Source organism: Bacillus sp. FSL W8-0640 (assembly GCF_038007725.1).
In the GTDB taxonomy this organism is placed as follows: Bacteria; Bacillota; Bacilli; order Bacillales; family Bacillaceae_G; genus Bacillus_A; species Bacillus_A cereus.
On the sequence record NZ_JBBOXT010000001.1, the window covers coordinates 816812 to 836166 of the forward strand.

Genomic DNA, 19355 nt, shown 5'->3' on the forward strand with positions numbered 1-19355 from the left:
ATAGGGAGGGGGATTCTATTATGAAGAAAGAAGAGAGAATGGCCAAGGAAATTTCGGAGCAACTTGGAGGAATAAAAAATATTCGTAGTATTGCTCATTGTATGACGAGACTACGATTAACGCTTCATGATGAAAGTAAAGTAAATATGGACCTTTTAAAAAAAGTTGAAGGCGTTATGGGTGTTATAGAAGATGAGACGCTTCAAGTTGTCGTTGGTCCAGGAACAGTAAATAAAGTAGCAGCTGAAATGGAAGGCTTAACAGGACTACGAATTGGTGAGATAGCAGATCATCACCTTGAAGATATTGGGCAAGAGATGAAATCAGAGATTAAGAAGAAAAATAATACACCAGTGAAAAACTTTTTACGAAAAATAGGAAGTATTTTCATTCCGTTAATTCCAGGACTTGTTGCGTCAGGAATTATAAACGGGGTTGCTAACTTTGCGAAAAACGCTGGTGCTGATCCAAATGCAACGTGGTTACAAATGTTACTACTCATTGGCGGCGGTATCTTTACATTCTTAGGAATTTTAGTTGGTTGGAATACAGCGAAAGAGTTCGGCGGGACACCGGTTCTTGGGGCAATTGCTGGCATTTTAATTTTCAACCCGGCGATGGCAAACGTAAAATTGTTTGGTGAAGCATTAGTGCCCGGACGGGGCGGATTATTCGCAGTTATTTTTGCAGCATGGCTTATGGTTGTAGTGGAAAGACAAGTTCGAAAAGCAGTGCCGAATGCAGTTGATATAATCGTGACACCACTCATTACTGTATTAGTTGTAAGTATCGTAACGATGTTAGCAATTCAGCCATTAGCAGGTTTCTTATCAGATGGTATTACGAGCGGAATTAATGCGATTTTAAATATTGGCGGAGCATTTGCTGGCGCAGTACTTGCGGGAACATTTTTACCTCTCGTTATGGTCGGATTGCATCACGGTTTAACACCAATTCATATGGAATTTATTAATCAAACACACGTAACACCTTTATTACCAGTACTAGCAATGGCTGGTGCTGGCCAAGTGGGCGCAGCAATTGCGATTTATGTGAAAACAAAAAACAAACGACTTCGAAATGTAATTAAAGGTGGATTGCCAGTTGGCTTTTTAGGAATTGGTGAGCCGCTATTATACGGGGTTACATTACCACTTGGGAAACCGTTTATTACTGCTTGTTTAGGAGCGGCTGTCGGTGGTGCATTCCAAGCAGTTATGCAAACAGCTTCTCTTGGAATTGGCGTATCAGGGCTATCTTTAATTCCGTTAATTGCTGACAATAAATATTTACTATATTTCTTAGGTTTAGTAATTGCATATGCTTTCGGATTTATCTTTACGTACTTCTTCGGATTTAAAGAAGAAATGGCAGAAAACATATAGAGAAAGGGATTCCTTTCTCTTTTTCTATTAATAGAAGGGGAGATTTATATGATCGGAGTTTCCATTTATCTTTCAAAAGAACGAGTAGAGAAACAAGAAGAGTGGTTAAAAGGAGCGAAGGAAAATGGGTTTACATCTATTTTTACATCACTGCACATTCCAGAAGATGATCCAAATACGTATAAAGAGTTAATTCAAATATTAGGGAGACAAGCTCTTGCACATGAAATGGAGCTAATGGTTGATGTTTCTCCAAAATCGTTACACCATTTAGGGCTAACATATGAAAATGTGGAAGAGTTATTGAACTGGGGCATTACCGGTTTAAGAATGGATTACGGCATTGCGCCAAAAGAAATTGCAAGCGTATCTCATAAGATGAAAGTAGCTTTAAATGCGAGTACGATTACAAAATCATTTTGGAAAGAATTACTTGCAGAACATATAAGAGTAGAGAATGTAGAAGCATGGCATAATTTTTACCCGCGCCCAGAGACAGGACTAGCAAAGTCTTTCTTACAAAAACAAAATCAATATTTACAGAAGTGCGGAATAAAGACAATGGCATTTATTCCAGGAGATGGTGAAAAACGAGGGCCGTTATATGAAGGGTTACCAACGTTAGAAAAACATCGCAATATGCGCCCACTTGAAGCGTACTTAGAACTTGTTCAAGATTGTGGTGTTGATAAAGTATTGATTGGAGATATAAGCGCAAGTTTAAAAAGTATGCAAGAAGTAGCTAGTGCAAGTAGAGGGATTATTCCATTGCGTTACAAATCATTTATAACTGATAAAGAAGTATTAAAATTGGTAGAGCAAGTGCATACAAATAGACTAGATCCGGCTCGTGATGTTATTCGATCTGTAGAATCAAGGGAAGGAAATAGAGTGGTGATAAAGCCGATGCATACAATTGTAAGAAAGAAAGGGAGTATTACAATTGATAATGAATTGTATGGTAGATATGCAGGGGAGATGCAAGTTGCCATAAATGATTTATCTGTAGATGAGAAAGTGAATGTTGTTGGAATGGTTGTAGAAGAGGACGTGTCTTTACTGCCTTATATTGGCGCTGGAAAAATGTTTCAACTTTTTTTATGCGATAGAATAAAAGCTTGAATTAGCGCTATTTTGTAAGAAAACATTATCCGTAAAACGGATAATGTTTTTTGTTTTCTTTAAAAAAGTATTTGACGAATGAAATAAAATACCGTATTGTTTTGACTTGTAAATAAAAGTTCACCATAACAAAACAAAAAGGAGAGTTCAAAATGAATCAATATATTGGGAATTTAATTATTCGTATCGTGTTAGGAGTTACGTTCTTTGCACACGGTTTAGCAAAGTTTCAATCAGGTATCGATAACGTAGCAGGATGGTTTACAAGCATCGGTTTACCAGGTGGCCTTGCATATGGCGTAGCAACTGTAGAATTAGTTGGTGGTATATTATTAATTATCGGTTTAGGTGTACGATATGTAGGATTGTTATTCGCTCTTATTTTAGCTGGAGCTATCGTAAAGGTAAATGGAGCAGCAGGTTTATTAGGAGATGGAAAGAATCCAGGATATGAATTAGATCTTGCATTATTATCAATGGGTGCGTATTTATTCGTAGTAAAAGCAGAAGGATATGTAGATCGTTTCTTAAAAGAGAAAGTAATGAAAACGAAGTAAATTTTATTTATAAATGTTGACTTGAAGAAATATTGTAACTATAATGATTACAACTAATAGATTAAGAGTAAAACAATTTAAATATTTTTTTACACGAGATGTAACTACGTATGTTACATCTCGTGTAAAAATAAACGGGAGGAAGTAATATGCCTAAATCAAATTTAGAAATTATTAAAAGCACGTATGAAGGATCAGCTTCTTCAAATGCAAAGCATTTAGCAGAAGCCCTCTCTGAAAAAGTGGAATGGACAGAGGCAGAAGGTTTCCCGTACGGCGGAACATATAAAGGCGTAGAAGCTATAATGAAAAATGTATTTAGCCGTTTAGGATCAGAATGGGATGATTATAAAGCAAGTGTAAATATGTATCATGAAGTAAGCGGAAAAGATGTAATTATTGCTGAAGGTATGTATTCTGGAGTTTATAAAGAAACAGGAAAATCATTTGAAGCAGAATTTGTTCATGTATGGCAACTGGAGAACGGAAAAATCGTGAAGTTTAAGCAGTATGTAGATAGTTATATTGTTAAGGAAGCAATGAAGAGCTAATGCTTTTTAAATGGATCGTAGGTATATGCATTACAATTATAGTAATTTTCTCGTCTATAGTTGGCGGAAAGAAATTGCTTGCATATGTGGAAAAAGAAAATAAAAATATTCAAACCGAGCGAGCGGCAAACGAAAAAGAGAAAAAAGCTGCAGAAGAAGCTCCGCAAATTAGTGAAGGTGAAATTATTTCTACTATGCATAAAATGGTGCACCAAAAGGTAAAATCCTCTGAAAAATGGGGATTTGTAGAGATGACAAAAAAGGAAATTTCTAATATAAAAAGAGATATTGAAAATAGTACAGGTTTTCAATATAAAATGAAGTTATTTTCTATTATAAATAGGTGGGAAAAAGGAGATTTTTCTCAAACTGTTGAGGAGCATAACTTTTTATGGAGCCTTCAAGGTGGAGATACTGGCAAGGCGACGGAACGTTTATCGCCAGAAGAGGAAAAGCAGTATATAAGAGAAATGAAGAGTAAATAAAAACATCGCCAACCTAGATGACGATGTTTTTTCATTAAGAATGTTTTCGTATTAAAGGTCTAGTTGGCTGAACGGCAACAGTTTTGAAATGAGAAAATAAATAACATCCTGTTACAACGACAACTGTCCCTAAAATTTGTATCCACGTTAATTCTTCTCCGAGAAATATGAATGCTAAAATGGCTGTGAAAATTGGATTGAAGTTTAGAAAAATACCTGATGTAGTTGCCCCTAATTTTTGTACGCCAATATTCCAAAATACCATACAAAGAACTGTCGAAATAAGCCCAGTATATAAAAGTGATGTGATGAAAGAAGTATTTATATTTGAAACAGTGAAGCTACCTATGTTAAACGGTAGTAATAAAATAACGCCGAAAATACCAGAGTACAACGTTGCCATAAGTGGTGTAGTTGTTTTTGTTGCCCATTTACTACAAACAGAATAGATTCCCCAAATACAAACTGCTGCAATCATCCATAAATCACCGCTATTAAAATGTAGTGAAAATAAAAGCGAGAAATCACCTTTTAATAGGACGAGGATGACCCCGAAGAATGAAAGAATCATGGATAGGATTTGAAGTGTATTTACTTTTTCTTTTAGAAATAATACTGAAAATAATGCGATTGAAATTGCATTCAATGTAGAAATAAGCCCTACATTCGTAGCGGATGTTTTTTCTAATGCTAAAAATTGAAAGATGTTAAAAAGAGCGACTCCTGAAATTCCCATTAATATTAACGGAATTATTGCGGTACGTGGTGGAAGGATTTTCTTTTCTTTAAGCCATACCATTGGTAATAAACAAACAATCGCAATCAGCCACCTTAAACTTGTCAGTGTCATCGGTGATGCATGATCGACGAGTGATTTTCCAACGACGAAATTTCCTCCCCATAATAAGCTCGTTAGTAATAGTAAAAAGACGTAAAAATAAGGCATGATAAAATCCCCTTTTTTGTAATCAATACGAATTGTAAATAATTTTAGCATTTTTCTTTATTGTGTAATATATTCTTTTGTATAATGGTGAAAACTCGATAAAATATTTAGTTTAAAATGATATTTAAAGAAAAACATTCAGATTTATATAAATTATAAGTTGTTTTTTCGAATAATCATCGGTAAGAAAAAAGGAGGAATTGTAATGGAGTCGTCCGTTATTAAAGTGTTGGATGATTTGGATGTACAAATTTTAGATATATTGCAGAAGGATTCACAAGTAAGTAATGCAGAGCTGGCACGTCGCGTTAATTTATCACCGGCTGCGATGCATGCAAGAATAAAAAGGTTAGATGGGGAAGGTTTCATCGATAAGCAAGTTGCGATTTTAAATCAAGAAAAGCTTGGGTTTGATTTATTATGCTTTATTTTTATGAGTACGAATATTCATCAATTTGACAAGTTGGAAGTGTTGGAGAAAGAATTAGAATCGATGCCGGAAGTGTTAGAATGTCACTGTTTAACAGGAGAGTACGATTATTTATTAAAGGTTGCAAATCGTGATCGTAAAGAACTAGAGCAGTTTATTAGAAAGCTGAATAAGCTTGGTATTACAAGGATACAGACAAGTTTAGCACTTCGTGAAATTAAATATTCGACGGTATTGCCGATACGAAATGAGGAACCGAGCATCGATTAGATTGCTTGGTTTTTTGTTTGTATAAATTGATTGACGAGGAGAAAAGAGAGATGTATTATTATATAAAATTATGAATTAAAATTCATTTTAAGTTATAAATATTAATATCGAGGGCAAGGGGATGTAATATGAAAATCTGTAATGCGGTGACGAGTGATGTGAAAGAAATTTATAGTCTTATTGAGGTTTATGCAAAAGAGGGAGTTGTTTTACCACGTTCTCTTTTGTCTCTTTATCAATATTTGCAATGTTTATATGTTATGAAAGAAGACGAGAGAATTGTTGGAGTTGCTGGATTGCATGTATTAGGGGAAGATCTTGCAGAAATACGATCGTTAGTAGTTTCGCATACATATGCAGGGAAAGGAATAGGGCGTATGCTCGTAAATCATGTAATGGAGGAAGCTACGAAAATAAATGTAAGAAGAGTAATTTCCTTAACATATGAAACAGTATTTTTTCAAAAGTGTGGATTTGATTTTGTAAATAAAGAAGCGTTGCCAGAGAAAGTATGGATTGATTGTAGACATTGCCCAAAGATGGATTATTGTGATGAAGTGGCGATGGTGCGGTATGTTGGATGAAAAATTTATAGAGAAAAAGTTCCCGCTATTATTTACATATATAGTGGGAACATATATTTCCATAAGAAATGGACAGGTTATTAAGAATTTGAATTCGTTTGTCTTACGGCAAAATTATAAAGTGGATCTTTAAGTTCATAGTTATACGTTAAACCGTCGACAATTCCTACAACTTTATCATTATCATAAAGGTCGAGCATAAATTGTGCCATTTGTTTTGCAGTGTGGAATTTCGGTACAACATTATCGTATTCGAACTCATCAATACCAAATGAACGTTTTGCAAATTCTGTTTCAGTTGCCCCAGGTGCTAAAACCTTTGCTTGCAGTTTTGCGCCTTGTTCTTTCAGCTCGTGAGACAGCCCTTCTGTAAAGGCACTTACATAAAATTTTGTAGCGCAATACGTAACAGCATCAGCAACAATCGTGTATCCGCCGCCCGATGAAACGTTAATAAGCTGTGTTCCGTCAACCATTGAATAATCTCGAACGAAAAGAGAAGAGAGTATTGTTAGTGCTTCTATATTGACATGCAACATCGTCTCGATTTTATTTAAATTTTGTTCGGCAATTGAGGCGAAATTACCAAAACCTGCGTTATTAATCCACGTTTCAATCTGAAAAGCTTGTAGGCTTTCATAAAGTTTATAAACATCTTCAGTAACAGATAAATCAGTTCGTCGAATGACAACATCTAACTCTGGATGCATTTCATTAATTTTCAATTTTAATCCATCTAATTCTTCTTGTCTTCGAGCTACAAGTACTAAATTTTTCCCGCGAGATGCAAATGCTAAAGCTGCTTCATAACCAATTCCGGAACTTGCACCAGTAATAACAGTGTATTTCATATAAAATCCCCCTAAATTCAAATTTATTTATGGTTAGATTGTATTTGTTAGAGTATACTCTAAGTCAAATGTTTTTTATAAATTTGATACGTTCATAAAATATATAAGGATAAGCATGTGGAGGGAGTTTAGTATGTATACAATTAGTGAGGTAGCAAAATTATTAGGATTGAGCACACATACACTACGTTATTATGAAAAGGAAAATATATTGATTGCAAATCGTGATACAAATGGAAATCGACTTTACGAAGAGTCACATATAAAGTGGTTGCAGTTTGTAATGAAATTAAAACAAACGCAAATGCCAATAGCGAAAATAAGAGAATACGCTAGATTATATACAGAAGGGGCGCATACAACAGAAGCTCGTTTACAGCTCCTAGAAGATCATAGGAAATCTATTCAGATTCAAAGAGAAAACTTAGAGGTTACAGAGAAGATGCTTGAGAATAAAATTCGTGCATACAAAGGCTCATTGGAAAATAAATAGATGGTTGTTATGTGATGAAAAATGGATTTGATCTATGAGTATTTCATCATAGTGTATGGATAAATAAAAAAGAGCAGCTAGCAAAAGCTAACTGCTCCATTCAAGGGATCTCTCCAAGGGGGAGTGGAGAAAATATTATGTTACTAGCATTATTGACAGATTATTAGGAAATATACAAATAGGATGAAAGAAATTTTAAATAAACTTTCGGCATTGACAATTTTTAAAATGTTCATGTACAATATATATGAATGACATTCAGTCATTTTCGTGTGACAGGATGCAGTTAGCTTAGAAATGGAACAAATACAATGGTAAATGAGGATGATAGTTGTTTTTATATAGTATTGATGAAAGAGTATATTTTTTTAAAATAAAAATGACTGATAGTCAGTCATGAAGGGTGAGAGGTATGAAAAATAGAGCTTGGTTATATGTCATATTAACATGTATCTTTGAAATTTTTTGGGTGTTTGGTTTTAATACGGCCGATACTTGGTGGCATTGGATTATTATTTTAGGAGTTATTGCTGTTGATTTTCACTTCCTTTCTAAAGCGTGTGAACATCTTGCAACAGGAACTGTATATGCTATTTTCGCTGGAGCTGGTACGGTAGGTACTTTCTTAATGGATGTATTTCTTTTCGGTGGAAGTTTCAGCGCAGGCAAACTATTCTTCATTCTTATGGTAGTAGCCGGCGTTATCGGTTTAAAGTTAGCTGACAATAAAGAAGAAACTGTGGAAGGAGTTGCTTAAAAATGGGTTGGTTTTTCGTATTTTGTGCTGCAATTAGTGAAATAGTCGGTGTGATAGGACTTAAAATGTATAGTAAAGATAAGACATTAGCCAATGGTGCGATTTATATAGGTGGGTTTGCTACATCCTTCGCATTTTTGTATACTTCCTTCTTATTTTTACAAGTAAGTGTCGCGTATGCGGTTTGGATTGGTATCGGAACAGCAGGTGCAGTTTTGTTAAACATGTTCTTGTTTGGTGAGTCGAAAAGTAAAGCGCGTATCATTAGTGTGTTTCTTATTGTATGTGGAGTGACAGGATTAAAGGCACTTTCTTAAAGATATATTGTATTTTTATCTCCTAATTGTTTATTAGGAGATTTTATTATAAAAAAATGATTTCCTCTTAGAGTTCACTATCATTGACAGTACAATCGATTATCTTATAAAATGAGTGACAGTCATTCAATATGCGTGTGAAAGGGTTTAGATGATGAATAAAAAAGAGAAAATTGTCTATGCAGCTATTGAAGTGTTTCAGGAAAAGGGCGTCGAAAAAACGAAGATTTCTGATATCGTGAAATTAGCTGGCATTGCGCAAGGAACTTTCTATTTATATTTTCCTTCTAAGTTATCTGTTATGCCTGCAATAGCAGAAGTGATGGTTGAAAAGATGATACTTGCAGTGAAAGAAAAAGTGCAAAACGATGCGCCTTTCTTAAGTAAAGTGACGCAAGTAATAGATGCGGTGTTTCACTTTATAGCTGAATATCGTGAAATACAGGCTTTAATGTATGCTGGTCTTGCATCTACAGAACATATAAAAGAATGGGAAGCTGTGTATGAGCCCCTTTATATGTGGCTAAGTGAATTTTTAAATGAGGCAAAAGAAGCTGGTGAAATTCGTGATTCGGTTCACGCAGAGCGAACAGCGAAGTTATTTATCGCTCTAGTTGAATCAGCAGCGGAACAAGTGTATTTATATGATCATAAAGATGATGAGCAAGTCGATTTGCAAAAGGCAGAAGTACTAGATTTTTTAACACATGCACTACATATAAAGAAATAGTGAGATGAACCTGTCTGAAAAGGTAGGTTCATTTTTGAGGAAAACTGAATGATAGTCATTCATCTAATGCGTATGTATGTGTGGAAGGATAGTGTGAAATTCTAACGAGTAGGGGGGCATCTCTACTCATGACTAGCCCACAAATAGAAGGATAAAGAAAAAGCTTCTTGGGCATTATTTTTTGAGAGGAACTTACGGGAAGAGGTGTTAAAAAGTGAAGAAACCGATAAAAGAACAAAAGATGGTATTGGTCATTCTTTTGAGTAATATATTTATCGCTTTTTTAGGGATTGGATTAATCATTCCGGTTATGCCGTCCTTTATGAATGATATGCATTTAACAGGGAAGACGATGGGATATCTCGTTGCAGTGTTTGCAATGGCACAGCTCATTACTTCACCTATTACAGGCCGGTGGGTTGATCTTTACGGTAGAAAGAAAATGATAATCATTGGATTATTTATTTTTGGTGTTTCAGAGCTTCTTTTTGGATTAGGAAAAGATGTATGGATGCTTTATGTAGCAAGGGTATTAGGCGGAATTAGTGCTGCTTTTATTATGCCTGGTGTTACGGCGTATGTTGCGGATATTACATCTATTCAGGAACGTCCAAAGGCGATGGGATACTTATCTGCGGCTATTAGTACTGGATTCATTATAGGTCCTGGAATCGGCGGATTTATTGCAGAATACGGTATACGTGTGCCGTTTTTCGTTGCAGCAGTAATTGCTTTTATAGCATGTGTGATTTCGATCTTTATTTTAAAAGAACCGTTAACGAAAGAAGAACTTGCAGAGATTTCTTCTAATACGAAGGAATCAAGTTTTATTGGTGATTTAAAGAAATCATTACATCCAATGTATGCAATTGCATTTATTATCGTATTTGTACTCGCATTCGGATTATCAGCGTATGAAACAGTGTTTAGCTTGTTCTCTGATCATAAATTTGGCTTCTCGCCGAAAGATATCGCAGCAATTATTACAATTAGTTCAATCTTTGGGGTAGTTGTGCAAGTATTTATGTTTGGCAAATTGGTAGACATGTTCGGTGAGAAAGTGTTAATTCAAATATGTTTAATTGTAGGTGCAGTATTAGCATTCGTCTCAACTGTAGTCTTTAATTATTGGATTGTACTTCTCGTTACTTGCTTCATTTTCTTAGCATTTGATTTACTTCGTCCAGCTTTAACGACATTTTTATCAAAAGCAGCCGGAAAAGAGCAAGGATTCGTCGCTGGTATGAACTCGACTTATACGAGTTTAGGAAATATCGCAGGACCAGCGATGGGCGGAATATTATTTGATATGAATATTCATTATCCATATGCATTTTCAGGCGTTGTTTTAATAGTTGGTCTCGGCATTACATTTATGTGGAGAGAGAAACAGTTGGCTGAAAGTTTTGCGAAGTAATAAAACCCCTTACGACGGTAAGGGGTTTTTGTTTTATCCTGATTAAAGTTTCATTTTATAAACTTAACCCAAACCGTTTTAATTCAATAAAAATCCCCTCTAATTGCTTTCCTTTATCCGTTAATGTGTACTCTACACGAGGCGGAACTTCTGGATATACTTTTCTCGTTATAATGCCTTGAGACTCTAATTCTTTTAGTCGAAGCGATAATGTTTTTGGACTAATACCATCCATTGATTTTTGTAAATCACTAAAGCGTAATGTTCCTTCGATAAGAAGATCACGAATGATTAAAAACGTCCATTTTGTACTAATTACATCAAGCGTTTTAGCGATAGGACAAGGTATGCCCGGTAAACCTTTCGTTAATTCAACTGGATTTATATCGTTCATGGAACTAGCCTCCATAAAATTTTTTTTGGATGAATTTGCTTTATAGTATCACAAAACTACACTTTTGGTAACTATATGAAAAAAATATCACTACTTCCATAAAGGAAGTTAGTGCATATACAATAGCAATACGAAACAAAAAGGATTTATATAAGGAGGTGGTGATTTCCATGGGGATAAAAAAGTTATTTGGATTTCTTAGTTTGTTTGTTATTTGTATTGTGCTTGTAGCATGTGGTGTGGAACAAAAAACTGAAGTTCAGTTATTAAAAGAAATGCCAAAGCCAAAAGCAATGACAATTGATCCCTCACTAAGTAAAAAAGAAGCGACAGAAATGGTTCATGCGGCGCAGCGTTTTTATGCATTTTGGGATACAGGTAAGGAGGAACTTATTCCGCAGACTGTTACTAAAGATTTCTTCGATAATACATTGCCGAAAGGGCGACCACAAGGCATTGAAGGATTAAAGTTTGCAGCGCAAAATTTTCGTAAAGTTGTGCCTGATATACATTGTGAGATTGAAGACTTATTAGTTGTTGGTGATAAAGTAACAGCCCGTCTTTCTTTTACAGGAACGCATAATGGTAAGAAAATTAATTTTTTTGCAATTGATATTTTACATGTGAAAGACGGAAAGATAACAGAAGATTGGCATTTAGAAGATAATCTTACACTACAGCAGCAACTCGGCTTAATAGCTGAAGAGTAGATCATATAGGGGAGAGAAAAACGATGAAAAATATATTTATTATAAATGGACATGAAAAATACGGTACAAAGGAAGGACGATTAAATAAAACGTTAGTAGATTATATGGTTACTGTATTAGACGAGAATCATCATGTGAAAACAACAACGATTCAAGATGGTTACAATATTAAAGAAGAACAAGATAAGTTTTTATGGGCTGATGTTGTGATTTATCAAACACCAATTTACTGGTTTAGTGTTCCAGGCTTATTTAAAACGTATATGGATGAAGTATATGAATACGGTTTGTTCTTTAAAGGTGCAGATGAATATGGAACAGGTGGTTTATTAAAAGAGAAAGAGTATATGTTCTCTACAACTTGGAATGCACCTGAAAAAGCATTTGGAGATAAGACAAAGTTCTTTGAAGGAGAAAGTTTAGAATCAGCGCTTAGTCATTTACATCGCGTGCAAAAGTTTCTCGGTATGAGTCCGTTAAAGAGTTTTGCTTGTTATGATGTGGTGAAGAATCCGGATATAGAGAAGTATTTAGGGAAATTGAAAGATCACTTAGATGGAGTAATTAAATAATAGTATGTGAAGAAGGTACTGCTAAGGATGTAGTACCTTCTCTTTCACGAAATACGTTTAAAATCTTTACTTATACAGGACTGCTTTAGTTTTTTTGATTTGATTAAATGTTTCATATCAGAGATGTTATCGTATGAAAGCTGAGTATGATAATAGTTAATGTACTCAAGTAATGCAAACATATAAATAAATAGAGTAAATGATAGCCCGCCTAAAGGTAAGTAGGGATACCAAATTACAAAATCAATAGTAAACGTAATAAATCCCGTGATAATGAATGCTATATTTATCTTTTTAAGTATTTTTAAATATTGAATCATCCTAATGGGCGTAACAGATGTTTTCTCTTTTTTTAGTCGTTTCCACTTTGCGTACCAGTAAATTACTCCTTGTAATAAGATAAACTCTAAAAGAAGAAATGAGATCCAAAAAGAATATAGGGAATATAAATGTAAAGTAGGATAAACATAATTAAGTAAGTAACTTGTGAAAATAAAAGTAATGACTGAAAATAATTCACCTGTGTATAGATAGGAAAGTCTTTTTTCTAGGGTGCGTTTCATGGTTTCTCTCCTTTTATAATGACTCATATTTTAAGACATGGATGGCTGTATCCATAACTTTGCAAAATTTGCCCAACCAAATGAATCAATTGTTACATTTTTTAAAGAAGAAGGGTATGTTTTTCTTTTTAGAACGTGATAGTTAAATAAAATGATGTGTTCTGCTTGTAAAAACTCTTCAATCTCATACATGAGTTCATAACGCTTTTCTTTATTTTCTTCTAGTAAAAATGTATCTAGTAAACAGTTAATTTGTTTTTCGTAGTGCGGGTCCATGAACCGATTTACGAAGCAACTTTTATTTTTAAATACATTTAAGAATGCAATTTCATGATTGGCAGCAAAGACTTCTCCCATGAAAATAATATCAGCATGTTTATCAATAGAGCGATTCATATAATCTGAAACGGGAAATGGGTGAAGCTCTACTTGTATACCTAAACTTTCACATCGTTCTTTTAAGAAATATGCATCATTTGCACTATCTTTAAATGCGAAGAAGTAAATATGTATCGTTTCTCCATTATATGTACTCTTTTTCAAATACTCTTTTGCCTTTTCTAAAGAGTAGGATCTTCTTGTTGCAAGGCGGCTTCTATCAGGGAAAAAGCTTGATGCAGCAATTGTCCGTCTACCCTCTATGTTACGAAGTATCATTTCAACATCATATAGTTCTCTCCAAGCTTTTCGAAAGTAAATGTCGTGATGAGGACCAGGTTTTTTAAAGTTGAAGCTAGCATAAATACAACCTATTTCTTCTATTTGTATATCATGCCTTTCATTTTCCTCTTCGTTTGGTAGTTCATAATCAGCATCTATTTGCACATGGTCAGGAATACCCCAAAATTCAATACGGTCTAATAACGCGCGCTCTTTAAAATAATGGGTGAACGCTTCGAGTATGATATTATCTTCAGAGTAATGAGCAAGTTTGAAAGGTCCAGTACCTATATAATGATGATTTTGAATACTCGTATCACGCGGTAAAATTGCGAGCTGCATTGAACTTACATAGTGTAAGAAAAATAAATTTGGTTTTGCTAAATGGAATCGAATTTGCAGTGGTGATGGTGTTTCAATTTGAACAATTTCTTCTGTTAACCATTCGAAAGGGGATTGAACTTGCTTTAGTCTTTCAAATGAAAACTGTACATCTTTAGAAGTTAAAATTGATTCATTGTGAAAATATATATCTTTTCGTAAATAAAAGGTCCACGTAAGTCCATCTTCACTTAATTCCCATGTATGCGCAATGTGAGGCTCCATTTTTTCAGTAACATCGTTATAGACAACTAACGTATCAAAAATTTGACTCGTAAGATGACTCTCTGTAGTTACAGCCACAAAAGCCGGATCTAATGGGAATATCTTTCTCGATATAGGAATCTTTAATACGTCGTACATATCATTTGAAGGTTCGTATCCAAAATGATGATGTAGTTTATTTTCTATCTTTTTTTGAAGTGCAAGGGGTAGGGGTTCTTTTAAAAGAAGAAAGATATCTTTTAATTTTTCTTGTGCTAACAGTTCATCTGTATAGGACTCAATCGCTTCTACGAAATTATGTATAAATAGAATTTCCGTTTTATTTCCGCGGCCTCGCCCTGGAGTCCAGCTAATTAATTGCTCCTCGCTCATTTTCTTTAATAAAATCTTTACGTTTTTCGTACTGCAATATAAAACATCCGCTAATTCTTGTAAGCTATTTCGCATATGTTGTTGATCTTGTGCATGTAGTCTTAGTCTAATGTAATAGTCCATAATTTTCATATATACACTTCCTTCTATCATAAAAGGGGAAACTCTTTAGAATATTCTAACCTTTTTCTTCCTTTTTTTCAAAGTAAAATAAGTAAGCATAAGGAGGGGAAACAATGGGATTTTGGAGTATGCATCGAAATATAAAAATTAGAATTATAACATCGTTTTTAACACGTACTGTGTCTACGATGATTTTTCCATTTATGGCGATTTATTTTTCCATAAAGTTAGGTAGTGCGATTGCTGGTGCGTTACTACTTATTAATGTCATAGCTTCATTAGTAATTGGTTTATACGGTGGATATGTTGGAGACCGGCTTGGGCGTAAAAAGGTTATGATTATCGGTCAAAGTATACAAGTCATTTCCATTGCTTGTATGGGAGTTGCGAATTCGGATTACGTTGACTCACCGTGGTTAACATTTGTGTTTATGTTAGTGAATAGTTTAGGATCGGGACTTATGAATCCTGCGACAGAAGCGATGTTAATTGATGTGAGTACACCTGAAAATCGAAAAGTGATGTACAGCATTAATTACTGGGCTATTAATTTATCGATTGCGATTGGAGCGATATTTGGAGGATTACTATTTGAAAACTATAGACTACAATTGTTTATCGTATTAACGCTTGTTGCCATTATGACTTTATATGTGATGGCTGTGTATATGGAAGAAGTGTATGTAGCACGAAAAACGATGGAGAAGAAAAATGTATTAAAAGATATGGCAGATAGTTATAAAGTCGTGATGAAAGATAAAGCATTTTTAATTTTTTGTGCAGCGAGTATATGTACATTATCGTTAGAGTTTCAAATTAATAATTATTTAGGGGTACGTTTGCAGAAGGAATTTGAAACGGTGCACTTTTTATTCGGGAATGGTTTTACGTTTGATTTAACAGGTATTCGCATGCTGAGCTGGATTTCTGCAGAGAATACAATTTTAGTTGTGTTATGTTCAGCACTTCTTATTAAAATGCTGAAAAGCTTCAACGATTTAAAAATCTTATATGTAGGCTTATTTATTTACACGATTGGATTTACAATACTCGGAACGAGCAATAGCTTATGGATTTTATTAATTGCAGGGCTTTTCCAAACAGTAGGCGAGATGATGTATGTGCCAGTGCGTCAATCTATTATGGCAGATATGGTGCCAAATGAGGCAAGAGGTTCTTATATGGCGATTAACGGAATGGTCTTTCAAGTGGCAAAAATGAACGGGGCATTAGGTGTTATGCTAGGTTCATTTATTGCATCTTGGGGTATGAGTGCTCTGTACTTTATCCTTGGTATGAGCAGTATTTTATTATTTATGAAGGCGATAGGGAAAGAGCAGTATGAGGATGAGAGAAATGTTTCTCAAATTGGATGAAACTATATAAAAGCGAACCAGTTATACTGGGACTCGCTTTTTATATAATTTTTAGAACGGATCAACTTCAGCTAAATTTGGAGTAGTACTAGGCTGTAGTAAAAGATTTTTTAATGTGCCTACTTCAGAAAGCGCTACTAATATGTAGCCACTAATCAGTACAATAAGCCCAATGATGCGTAACGTTTGTAAGCTCACTTCATTATTATTCGTTTCCGTTGGATTTGGGGGCGTTGAAGGTGGATTGTTATTCATAAATAAGGCTCCCATCTTTTGAATTTATATATGTGCGAAATCATTATTTAACTTATGGATAGGAATTATATAGTCATTTTCACTATATGAGAACTGCCTATGAAAAGTGATAAGGAATTTTTGGGCGAGAAAAGAGGGGAATCCAAAAGATTATTAAAACTGAACTTTTGGATTCCCCTCTTTTTATTTATCTTGCTATTTGTGGTGGTCGGTTTTCCTGTAAACGACCAGTTGGTGAGGGCTAATTAATTATTTTCATGTAAATACAAGGAGGTTAGTTAATCAAAGTAGTTATCCTAATATACGCAACGATTCTTCAATAAACGCTGGGATGTCCTCTGGCTGTCTACTTGTTACTAGCTGATTTTGACATACGACAACCTCTTTGTCATGAAAGTTCCCGCCGGCATTTTTTAAATCGACTTCAATAGATTTATATCCAGTTACATCGCGTCCTTCAAGTGTTTGTGCAGTGATGAGTAGCTGAGGTCCGTGACAAATAGCGAAAACAGGTTTTTCCGCATCCATAAATGCTTTACTAAAGCGAACAAAACGTTCATCGGCACGAAGTATATCTGGAGAAAATCCACCCGGTATGAAGAGGGCATCAAAGTTCTCTGGAGAAACATCATCAATACTTTTATCAATCACGACTTCACTTTTTCCTTGCTTACCGTGTACCGTTTTCCCTTTTTCCATTTCAATAGTTGTGAATTCATATCCCTTTTGTTTAAAAGCTTCTACTGGCTCTGTGTATTCTGTATCCTCGAAATAATCCGTTATTAAAATAGCAATTTTTTTACTCATTCTAATCCGCTCCTTATATTATATTATCGGCTCCAGAATCTTCCTTGGGCAATGCCTTCTATAAATGATTCAATTGAAGTATTTGTTAAGTTGTAAACTCCTGCTCCATCCAGTTTAATCTTACTATGGTCCAAAGCATGAGGATTACTAAGGACATGAGCTATCGGTTTAAAATGTTTAAAAGTAGTTTCTGCAAATTCTAAAACAGGGGGTTGAATGACAGACTCACTACTAAACACTAATACTGCATCAAAAAGGGAGGAGTCTGTTGTTGTATAAGTATCAGTTACTTTAATGGAATCATTGAACTGATAAATTTTATTATCTATGATACTATAGTTAATTCGGTGTTGTACAAAAGCTTGAATCCATTCGGACAGAAGTGAGACGCTTGGGTCACCACTTAATAGAATTGCAACATTTTTGGAATCAGATTTAAAAATAGTATTGGACATACTTAGTGCAGGTGATTTTGCATCTGAATTTACTTCGTGATTTTCCTTAGGTAAAGGAGCTCCAATAATGTTAGCGACTTCTTGTGCTAATTGACGATCGACGTGGTTTAAGAGAGCAATTACATTTGCCTTCACCATGTCTGATTTACACTTCCCAACTTCAAAGCAAAAAGCTTCTTTTATGTGCTGCTTTTCAATAGGGCTCATACTATTGTAGAAAAGTTTAGCCTGAGAATAAAAGTTAAGAAAGCTTTTACTGCGACCTCTAATTTTATGCCCATCAATCTTTTCTTGATAATGTTCATATCCTCCTTGTTCGGCTTGGACGGTTGCAGGTTGATTGTTATTTAATCCATTAGGATGATAGCTTGTTTGACCGCGATGAATCTGCATTTGATGCATACCATCACGTTGATTATTATGAAAAGGACATACAGGCTGATTAATAGGAATTTGATGGAAATTAGGGCCCCCTAAACGAGATAATTGTGTATCTGTATAGGAGAATAATCTTCCTTGCAGAAGAGGGTCATTTGAAAAATCAATACCTGGTACGACATGACCAGGGTGAAAAGCTACCTGCTCTGTTTCAGCAAAGAAGTTATCAACATTTTTGTTCAGTGTCATTTTACCAACTAATTTTACGGGAACTTCTTCTTCTGGCCATAATTTCGTTGGATCTAAAATATCAAAATCAAATTTATGTTCATCTTCTTCTGGAATTAGCTGTAATCCAAGCTCCCATTCAGGATAATCCCCTTTTTCAATTGCTTCGTATAAATCTTGACGATGAAAATCAGGATTTTTCCCGGCAATCTTTTGAGCTTCATCCCATACTAATGAATGAACCCCGAGGGTAGGTTTCCAGTGAAACTTTACGAAATGGGCTTTTCCTTCTGCGTTAATGAGTCGAAATGTGTGAACTCCAAAACCTTCCATCATTCGTAAACTACGCGGAATAGCTCGGTCGCTCATTTGCCACATGACCATATGAGTGGACTCAGGATTATGCGCAACAAAGTCCCAAAAGGTATCATGAGCGCTAGCTCCTTGAGGAATATCATTATGTGGTTCTGGTTTAACTGCATGGACAAAATCAGGAAATTTAATAGCATCTTGGATAAAGAATACTGGCATATTATTACCCACTAAATCATAGTTTCCTTCATCTGTATAAAATTTTGTGGCGAATCCGCGTACATCTCTTACTGTGTCGTTGGATCCTTTAGAACCTTGAACGGTTGAGAACCGTACAAATACAGGTGTTTTCTTTGAAGGATTAGTAAGAAAATCTGCTTTCGTATATGTTTCTAAAGATTCATAAAGCTGAAAATAACCATGAGCGCCAACCCCGCGTGCATGAACAATCCTTTCGGGAATTCGTTCGTGATCAAAATGGGTCATTTTCTCACGAAAGTGAAAATCCTCCATTAAGGTTGGGCCTCTTAAGCCCATCTTTAAAGAAAATTCATCTTCAGCTATTTTTACCCCTTGATTTGTTGTTAAAGCATGTTTGCATTGATTGTCAGTAACGTGATGCTTCAATTGTTCCGTTTTTTTATTCACA

24 protein-coding genes are annotated in these 19355 nt (G+C 34.9%); 16 read left to right on the forward strand and 8 right to left on the reverse strand.

The annotated features are described in order from the left end of the window. Positions 1 to 20: 20 nt before the first annotated feature. The 5 genes from N2V80_RS04245 to N2V80_RS04265 all read left to right on the forward strand — a co-directional run bounded on the left by N2V80_RS04245 (position 21) and on the right by N2V80_RS04265 (position 4100). Positions 21 to 1385 (forward strand): PTS transporter subunit EIIC, encoded by a 1365-nt coding sequence (locus N2V80_RS04245; protein ID WP_000711291.1) that lies wholly within the window; start codon positions 21 to 23, stop codon positions 1383 to 1385. Between the two features lie 48 nt (positions 1386 to 1433). Further along, positions 1434 to 2507, forward strand: a complete 1074-nt coding sequence (locus tag N2V80_RS04250; RefSeq protein WP_002196231.1) for a DUF871 domain-containing protein — start codon at positions 1434 to 1436, stop codon at positions 2505 to 2507. A gap of 152 nt (positions 2508 to 2659) precedes the next feature. Continuing rightward, on the forward strand, positions 2660 to 3064 hold the full coding sequence (locus tag N2V80_RS04255; RefSeq protein WP_001077751.1) for a DoxX family protein: 405 nt from the start codon (positions 2660 to 2662) through the stop codon (positions 3062 to 3064). 149 nt (positions 3065 to 3213) lie between these two features. Continuing rightward, positions 3214 to 3615, forward strand: a complete 402-nt coding sequence (locus N2V80_RS04260) for a nuclear transport factor 2 family protein (protein WP_001126691.1) — start codon at positions 3214 to 3216, stop codon at positions 3613 to 3615. Then, positions 3615 to 4100, forward strand: coding sequence for a PRK06770 family protein (locus N2V80_RS04265; protein ID WP_061654732.1), 486 nt, complete (start codon positions 3615 to 3617; stop codon positions 4098 to 4100). The genes N2V80_RS04260 and N2V80_RS04265 overlap by 1 nt, the downstream gene beginning before the upstream one ends. Positions 4101 to 4134: 34 nt before the next feature. On the opposite strand, the gene N2V80_RS04270 is transcribed toward N2V80_RS04265, so the two are convergent. Further along, positions 4135 to 5046 carry a DMT family transporter gene (locus N2V80_RS04270; protein ID WP_001146267.1) on the reverse strand — a complete coding sequence of 304 codons (912 nt, stop codon included), beginning with the start codon at positions 5044 to 5046 and terminating at the stop codon, positions 4135 to 4137. 205 nt (positions 5047 to 5251) lie between these two features. On the opposite strand from N2V80_RS04270, the gene N2V80_RS04275 reads away from it, so the two are divergent. Together N2V80_RS04275 and N2V80_RS04280 are read left to right on the forward strand one after the other, a co-directional pair. Continuing rightward, positions 5252 to 5746 (forward strand): Lrp/AsnC family transcriptional regulator, encoded by a 495-nt coding sequence (locus N2V80_RS04275; protein WP_000446089.1) that lies wholly within the window; start codon positions 5252 to 5254, stop codon positions 5744 to 5746. Positions 5747 to 5874: 128 nt separating this feature from the next. Next, positions 5875 to 6330, forward strand: coding sequence for an N-acetyltransferase (locus N2V80_RS04280; protein WP_000686666.1), 456 nt, complete (start codon positions 5875 to 5877; stop codon positions 6328 to 6330). A gap of 80 nt (positions 6331 to 6410) precedes the next feature. Here N2V80_RS04280 and N2V80_RS04285 read toward each other — a convergent pair whose 3' ends face one another. Beyond that, positions 6411 to 7181, reverse strand: a complete 771-nt coding sequence (locus N2V80_RS04285; protein WP_000878073.1) for an SDR family NAD(P)-dependent oxidoreductase — start codon at positions 7179 to 7181, stop codon at positions 6411 to 6413. Positions 7182 to 7314: 133 nt separating this feature from the next. On the opposite strand from N2V80_RS04285, the gene N2V80_RS04290 reads away from it, so the two are divergent. The 5 genes from N2V80_RS04290 (at position 7315) to N2V80_RS04310 (ending at position 10895) form a co-directional block, all read left to right on the forward strand. Further along, positions 7315 to 7674 (forward strand): MerR family transcriptional regulator, encoded by a 360-nt coding sequence (locus N2V80_RS04290; protein ID WP_000288059.1) that lies wholly within the window; start codon positions 7315 to 7317, stop codon positions 7672 to 7674. Between the two features lie 412 nt (positions 7675 to 8086). Next, positions 8087 to 8431, forward strand: a complete 345-nt coding sequence (locus N2V80_RS04295; protein WP_000796011.1) for a DMT family transporter — start codon at positions 8087 to 8089, stop codon at positions 8429 to 8431. A gap of 2 nt (positions 8432 to 8433) precedes the next feature. Then, on the forward strand, positions 8434 to 8748 hold the full coding sequence (locus N2V80_RS04300) for a DMT family transporter (protein WP_000539671.1): 315 nt from the start codon (positions 8434 to 8436) through the stop codon (positions 8746 to 8748). Between the two features lie 151 nt (positions 8749 to 8899). Further along, complete coding sequence (locus tag N2V80_RS04305) at positions 8900 to 9478, forward strand: TetR family transcriptional regulator (RefSeq protein ID WP_002196232.1); 579 nt, start codon at positions 8900 to 8902, stop codon at positions 9476 to 9478. 214 nt (positions 9479 to 9692) lie between these two features. Continuing rightward, a complete protein-coding gene (locus tag N2V80_RS04310; protein WP_000742956.1) occupies positions 9693 to 10895 on the forward strand; it encodes an MFS transporter in 1203 nt (400 codons plus the stop codon). Positions 10896 to 10950: 55 nt separating this feature from the next. Here N2V80_RS04310 and N2V80_RS04315 read toward each other — a convergent pair whose 3' ends face one another. Further along, positions 10951 to 11289, reverse strand: coding sequence for a winged helix-turn-helix transcriptional regulator (locus N2V80_RS04315; protein WP_000997917.1), 339 nt, complete (start codon positions 11287 to 11289; stop codon positions 10951 to 10953). A gap of 170 nt (positions 11290 to 11459) precedes the next feature. On the opposite strand from N2V80_RS04315, the gene N2V80_RS04320 reads away from it, so the two are divergent. Continuing rightward, entirely contained in the window at positions 11460 to 11999 is a 540-nt protein-coding gene (locus tag N2V80_RS04320; protein ID WP_000511560.1) for an ester cyclase, read from the forward strand. A 23-nt stretch (positions 12000 to 12022) separates the two neighbouring features. After that, positions 12023 to 12571 (forward strand): NAD(P)H-dependent oxidoreductase, encoded by a 549-nt coding sequence (locus N2V80_RS04325; RefSeq protein WP_061654731.1) that lies wholly within the window; start codon positions 12023 to 12025, stop codon positions 12569 to 12571. A gap of 44 nt (positions 12572 to 12615) precedes the next feature. Here N2V80_RS04325 and N2V80_RS04330 read toward each other — a convergent pair whose 3' ends face one another. After that, positions 12616 to 13134 (reverse strand): hypothetical protein, encoded by a 519-nt coding sequence (locus N2V80_RS04330; RefSeq protein WP_061654730.1) that lies wholly within the window; start codon positions 13132 to 13134, stop codon positions 12616 to 12618. A 30-nt stretch (positions 13135 to 13164) separates the two neighbouring features. Continuing rightward, on the reverse strand, positions 13165 to 14925 hold the full coding sequence (locus tag N2V80_RS04335; protein ID WP_141530122.1) for an SgrR family transcriptional regulator: 1761 nt from the start codon (positions 14923 to 14925) through the stop codon (positions 13165 to 13167). Positions 14926 to 15008: 83 nt separating this feature from the next. Between N2V80_RS04335 and N2V80_RS04340 the strand changes: the two genes are divergently transcribed. Then, entirely contained in the window at positions 15009 to 16271 is a 1263-nt protein-coding gene (locus tag N2V80_RS04340) for an MDR family MFS transporter (protein WP_061654729.1), read from the forward strand. Between the two features lie 51 nt (positions 16272 to 16322). Here N2V80_RS04340 and N2V80_RS04345 read toward each other — a convergent pair whose 3' ends face one another. Then, on the reverse strand, positions 16323 to 16526 hold the full coding sequence (locus N2V80_RS04345; RefSeq protein ID WP_001063862.1) for a hypothetical protein: 204 nt from the start codon (positions 16524 to 16526) through the stop codon (positions 16323 to 16325). 99 nt (positions 16527 to 16625) lie between these two features. On the opposite strand from N2V80_RS04345, the gene N2V80_RS04350 reads away from it, so the two are divergent. Then, entirely contained in the window at positions 16626 to 16775 is a 150-nt protein-coding gene (locus N2V80_RS04350; protein ID WP_168369332.1) for a hypothetical protein, read from the forward strand. 42 nt (positions 16776 to 16817) lie between these two features. Here the strand turns inward: N2V80_RS04350 and N2V80_RS04355 are convergent, their stop codons facing one another. Continuing rightward, positions 16818 to 17333, reverse strand: a complete 516-nt coding sequence (locus N2V80_RS04355; RefSeq protein WP_000037532.1) for a type 1 glutamine amidotransferase domain-containing protein — start codon at positions 17331 to 17333, stop codon at positions 16818 to 16820. 23 nt (positions 17334 to 17356) lie between these two features. Beyond that, a complete protein-coding gene (locus tag N2V80_RS04360) occupies positions 17357 to 19354 on the reverse strand; it encodes a catalase (protein WP_061654728.1) in 1998 nt (665 codons plus the stop codon). Position 19355: the final 1 nt, after the last annotated feature.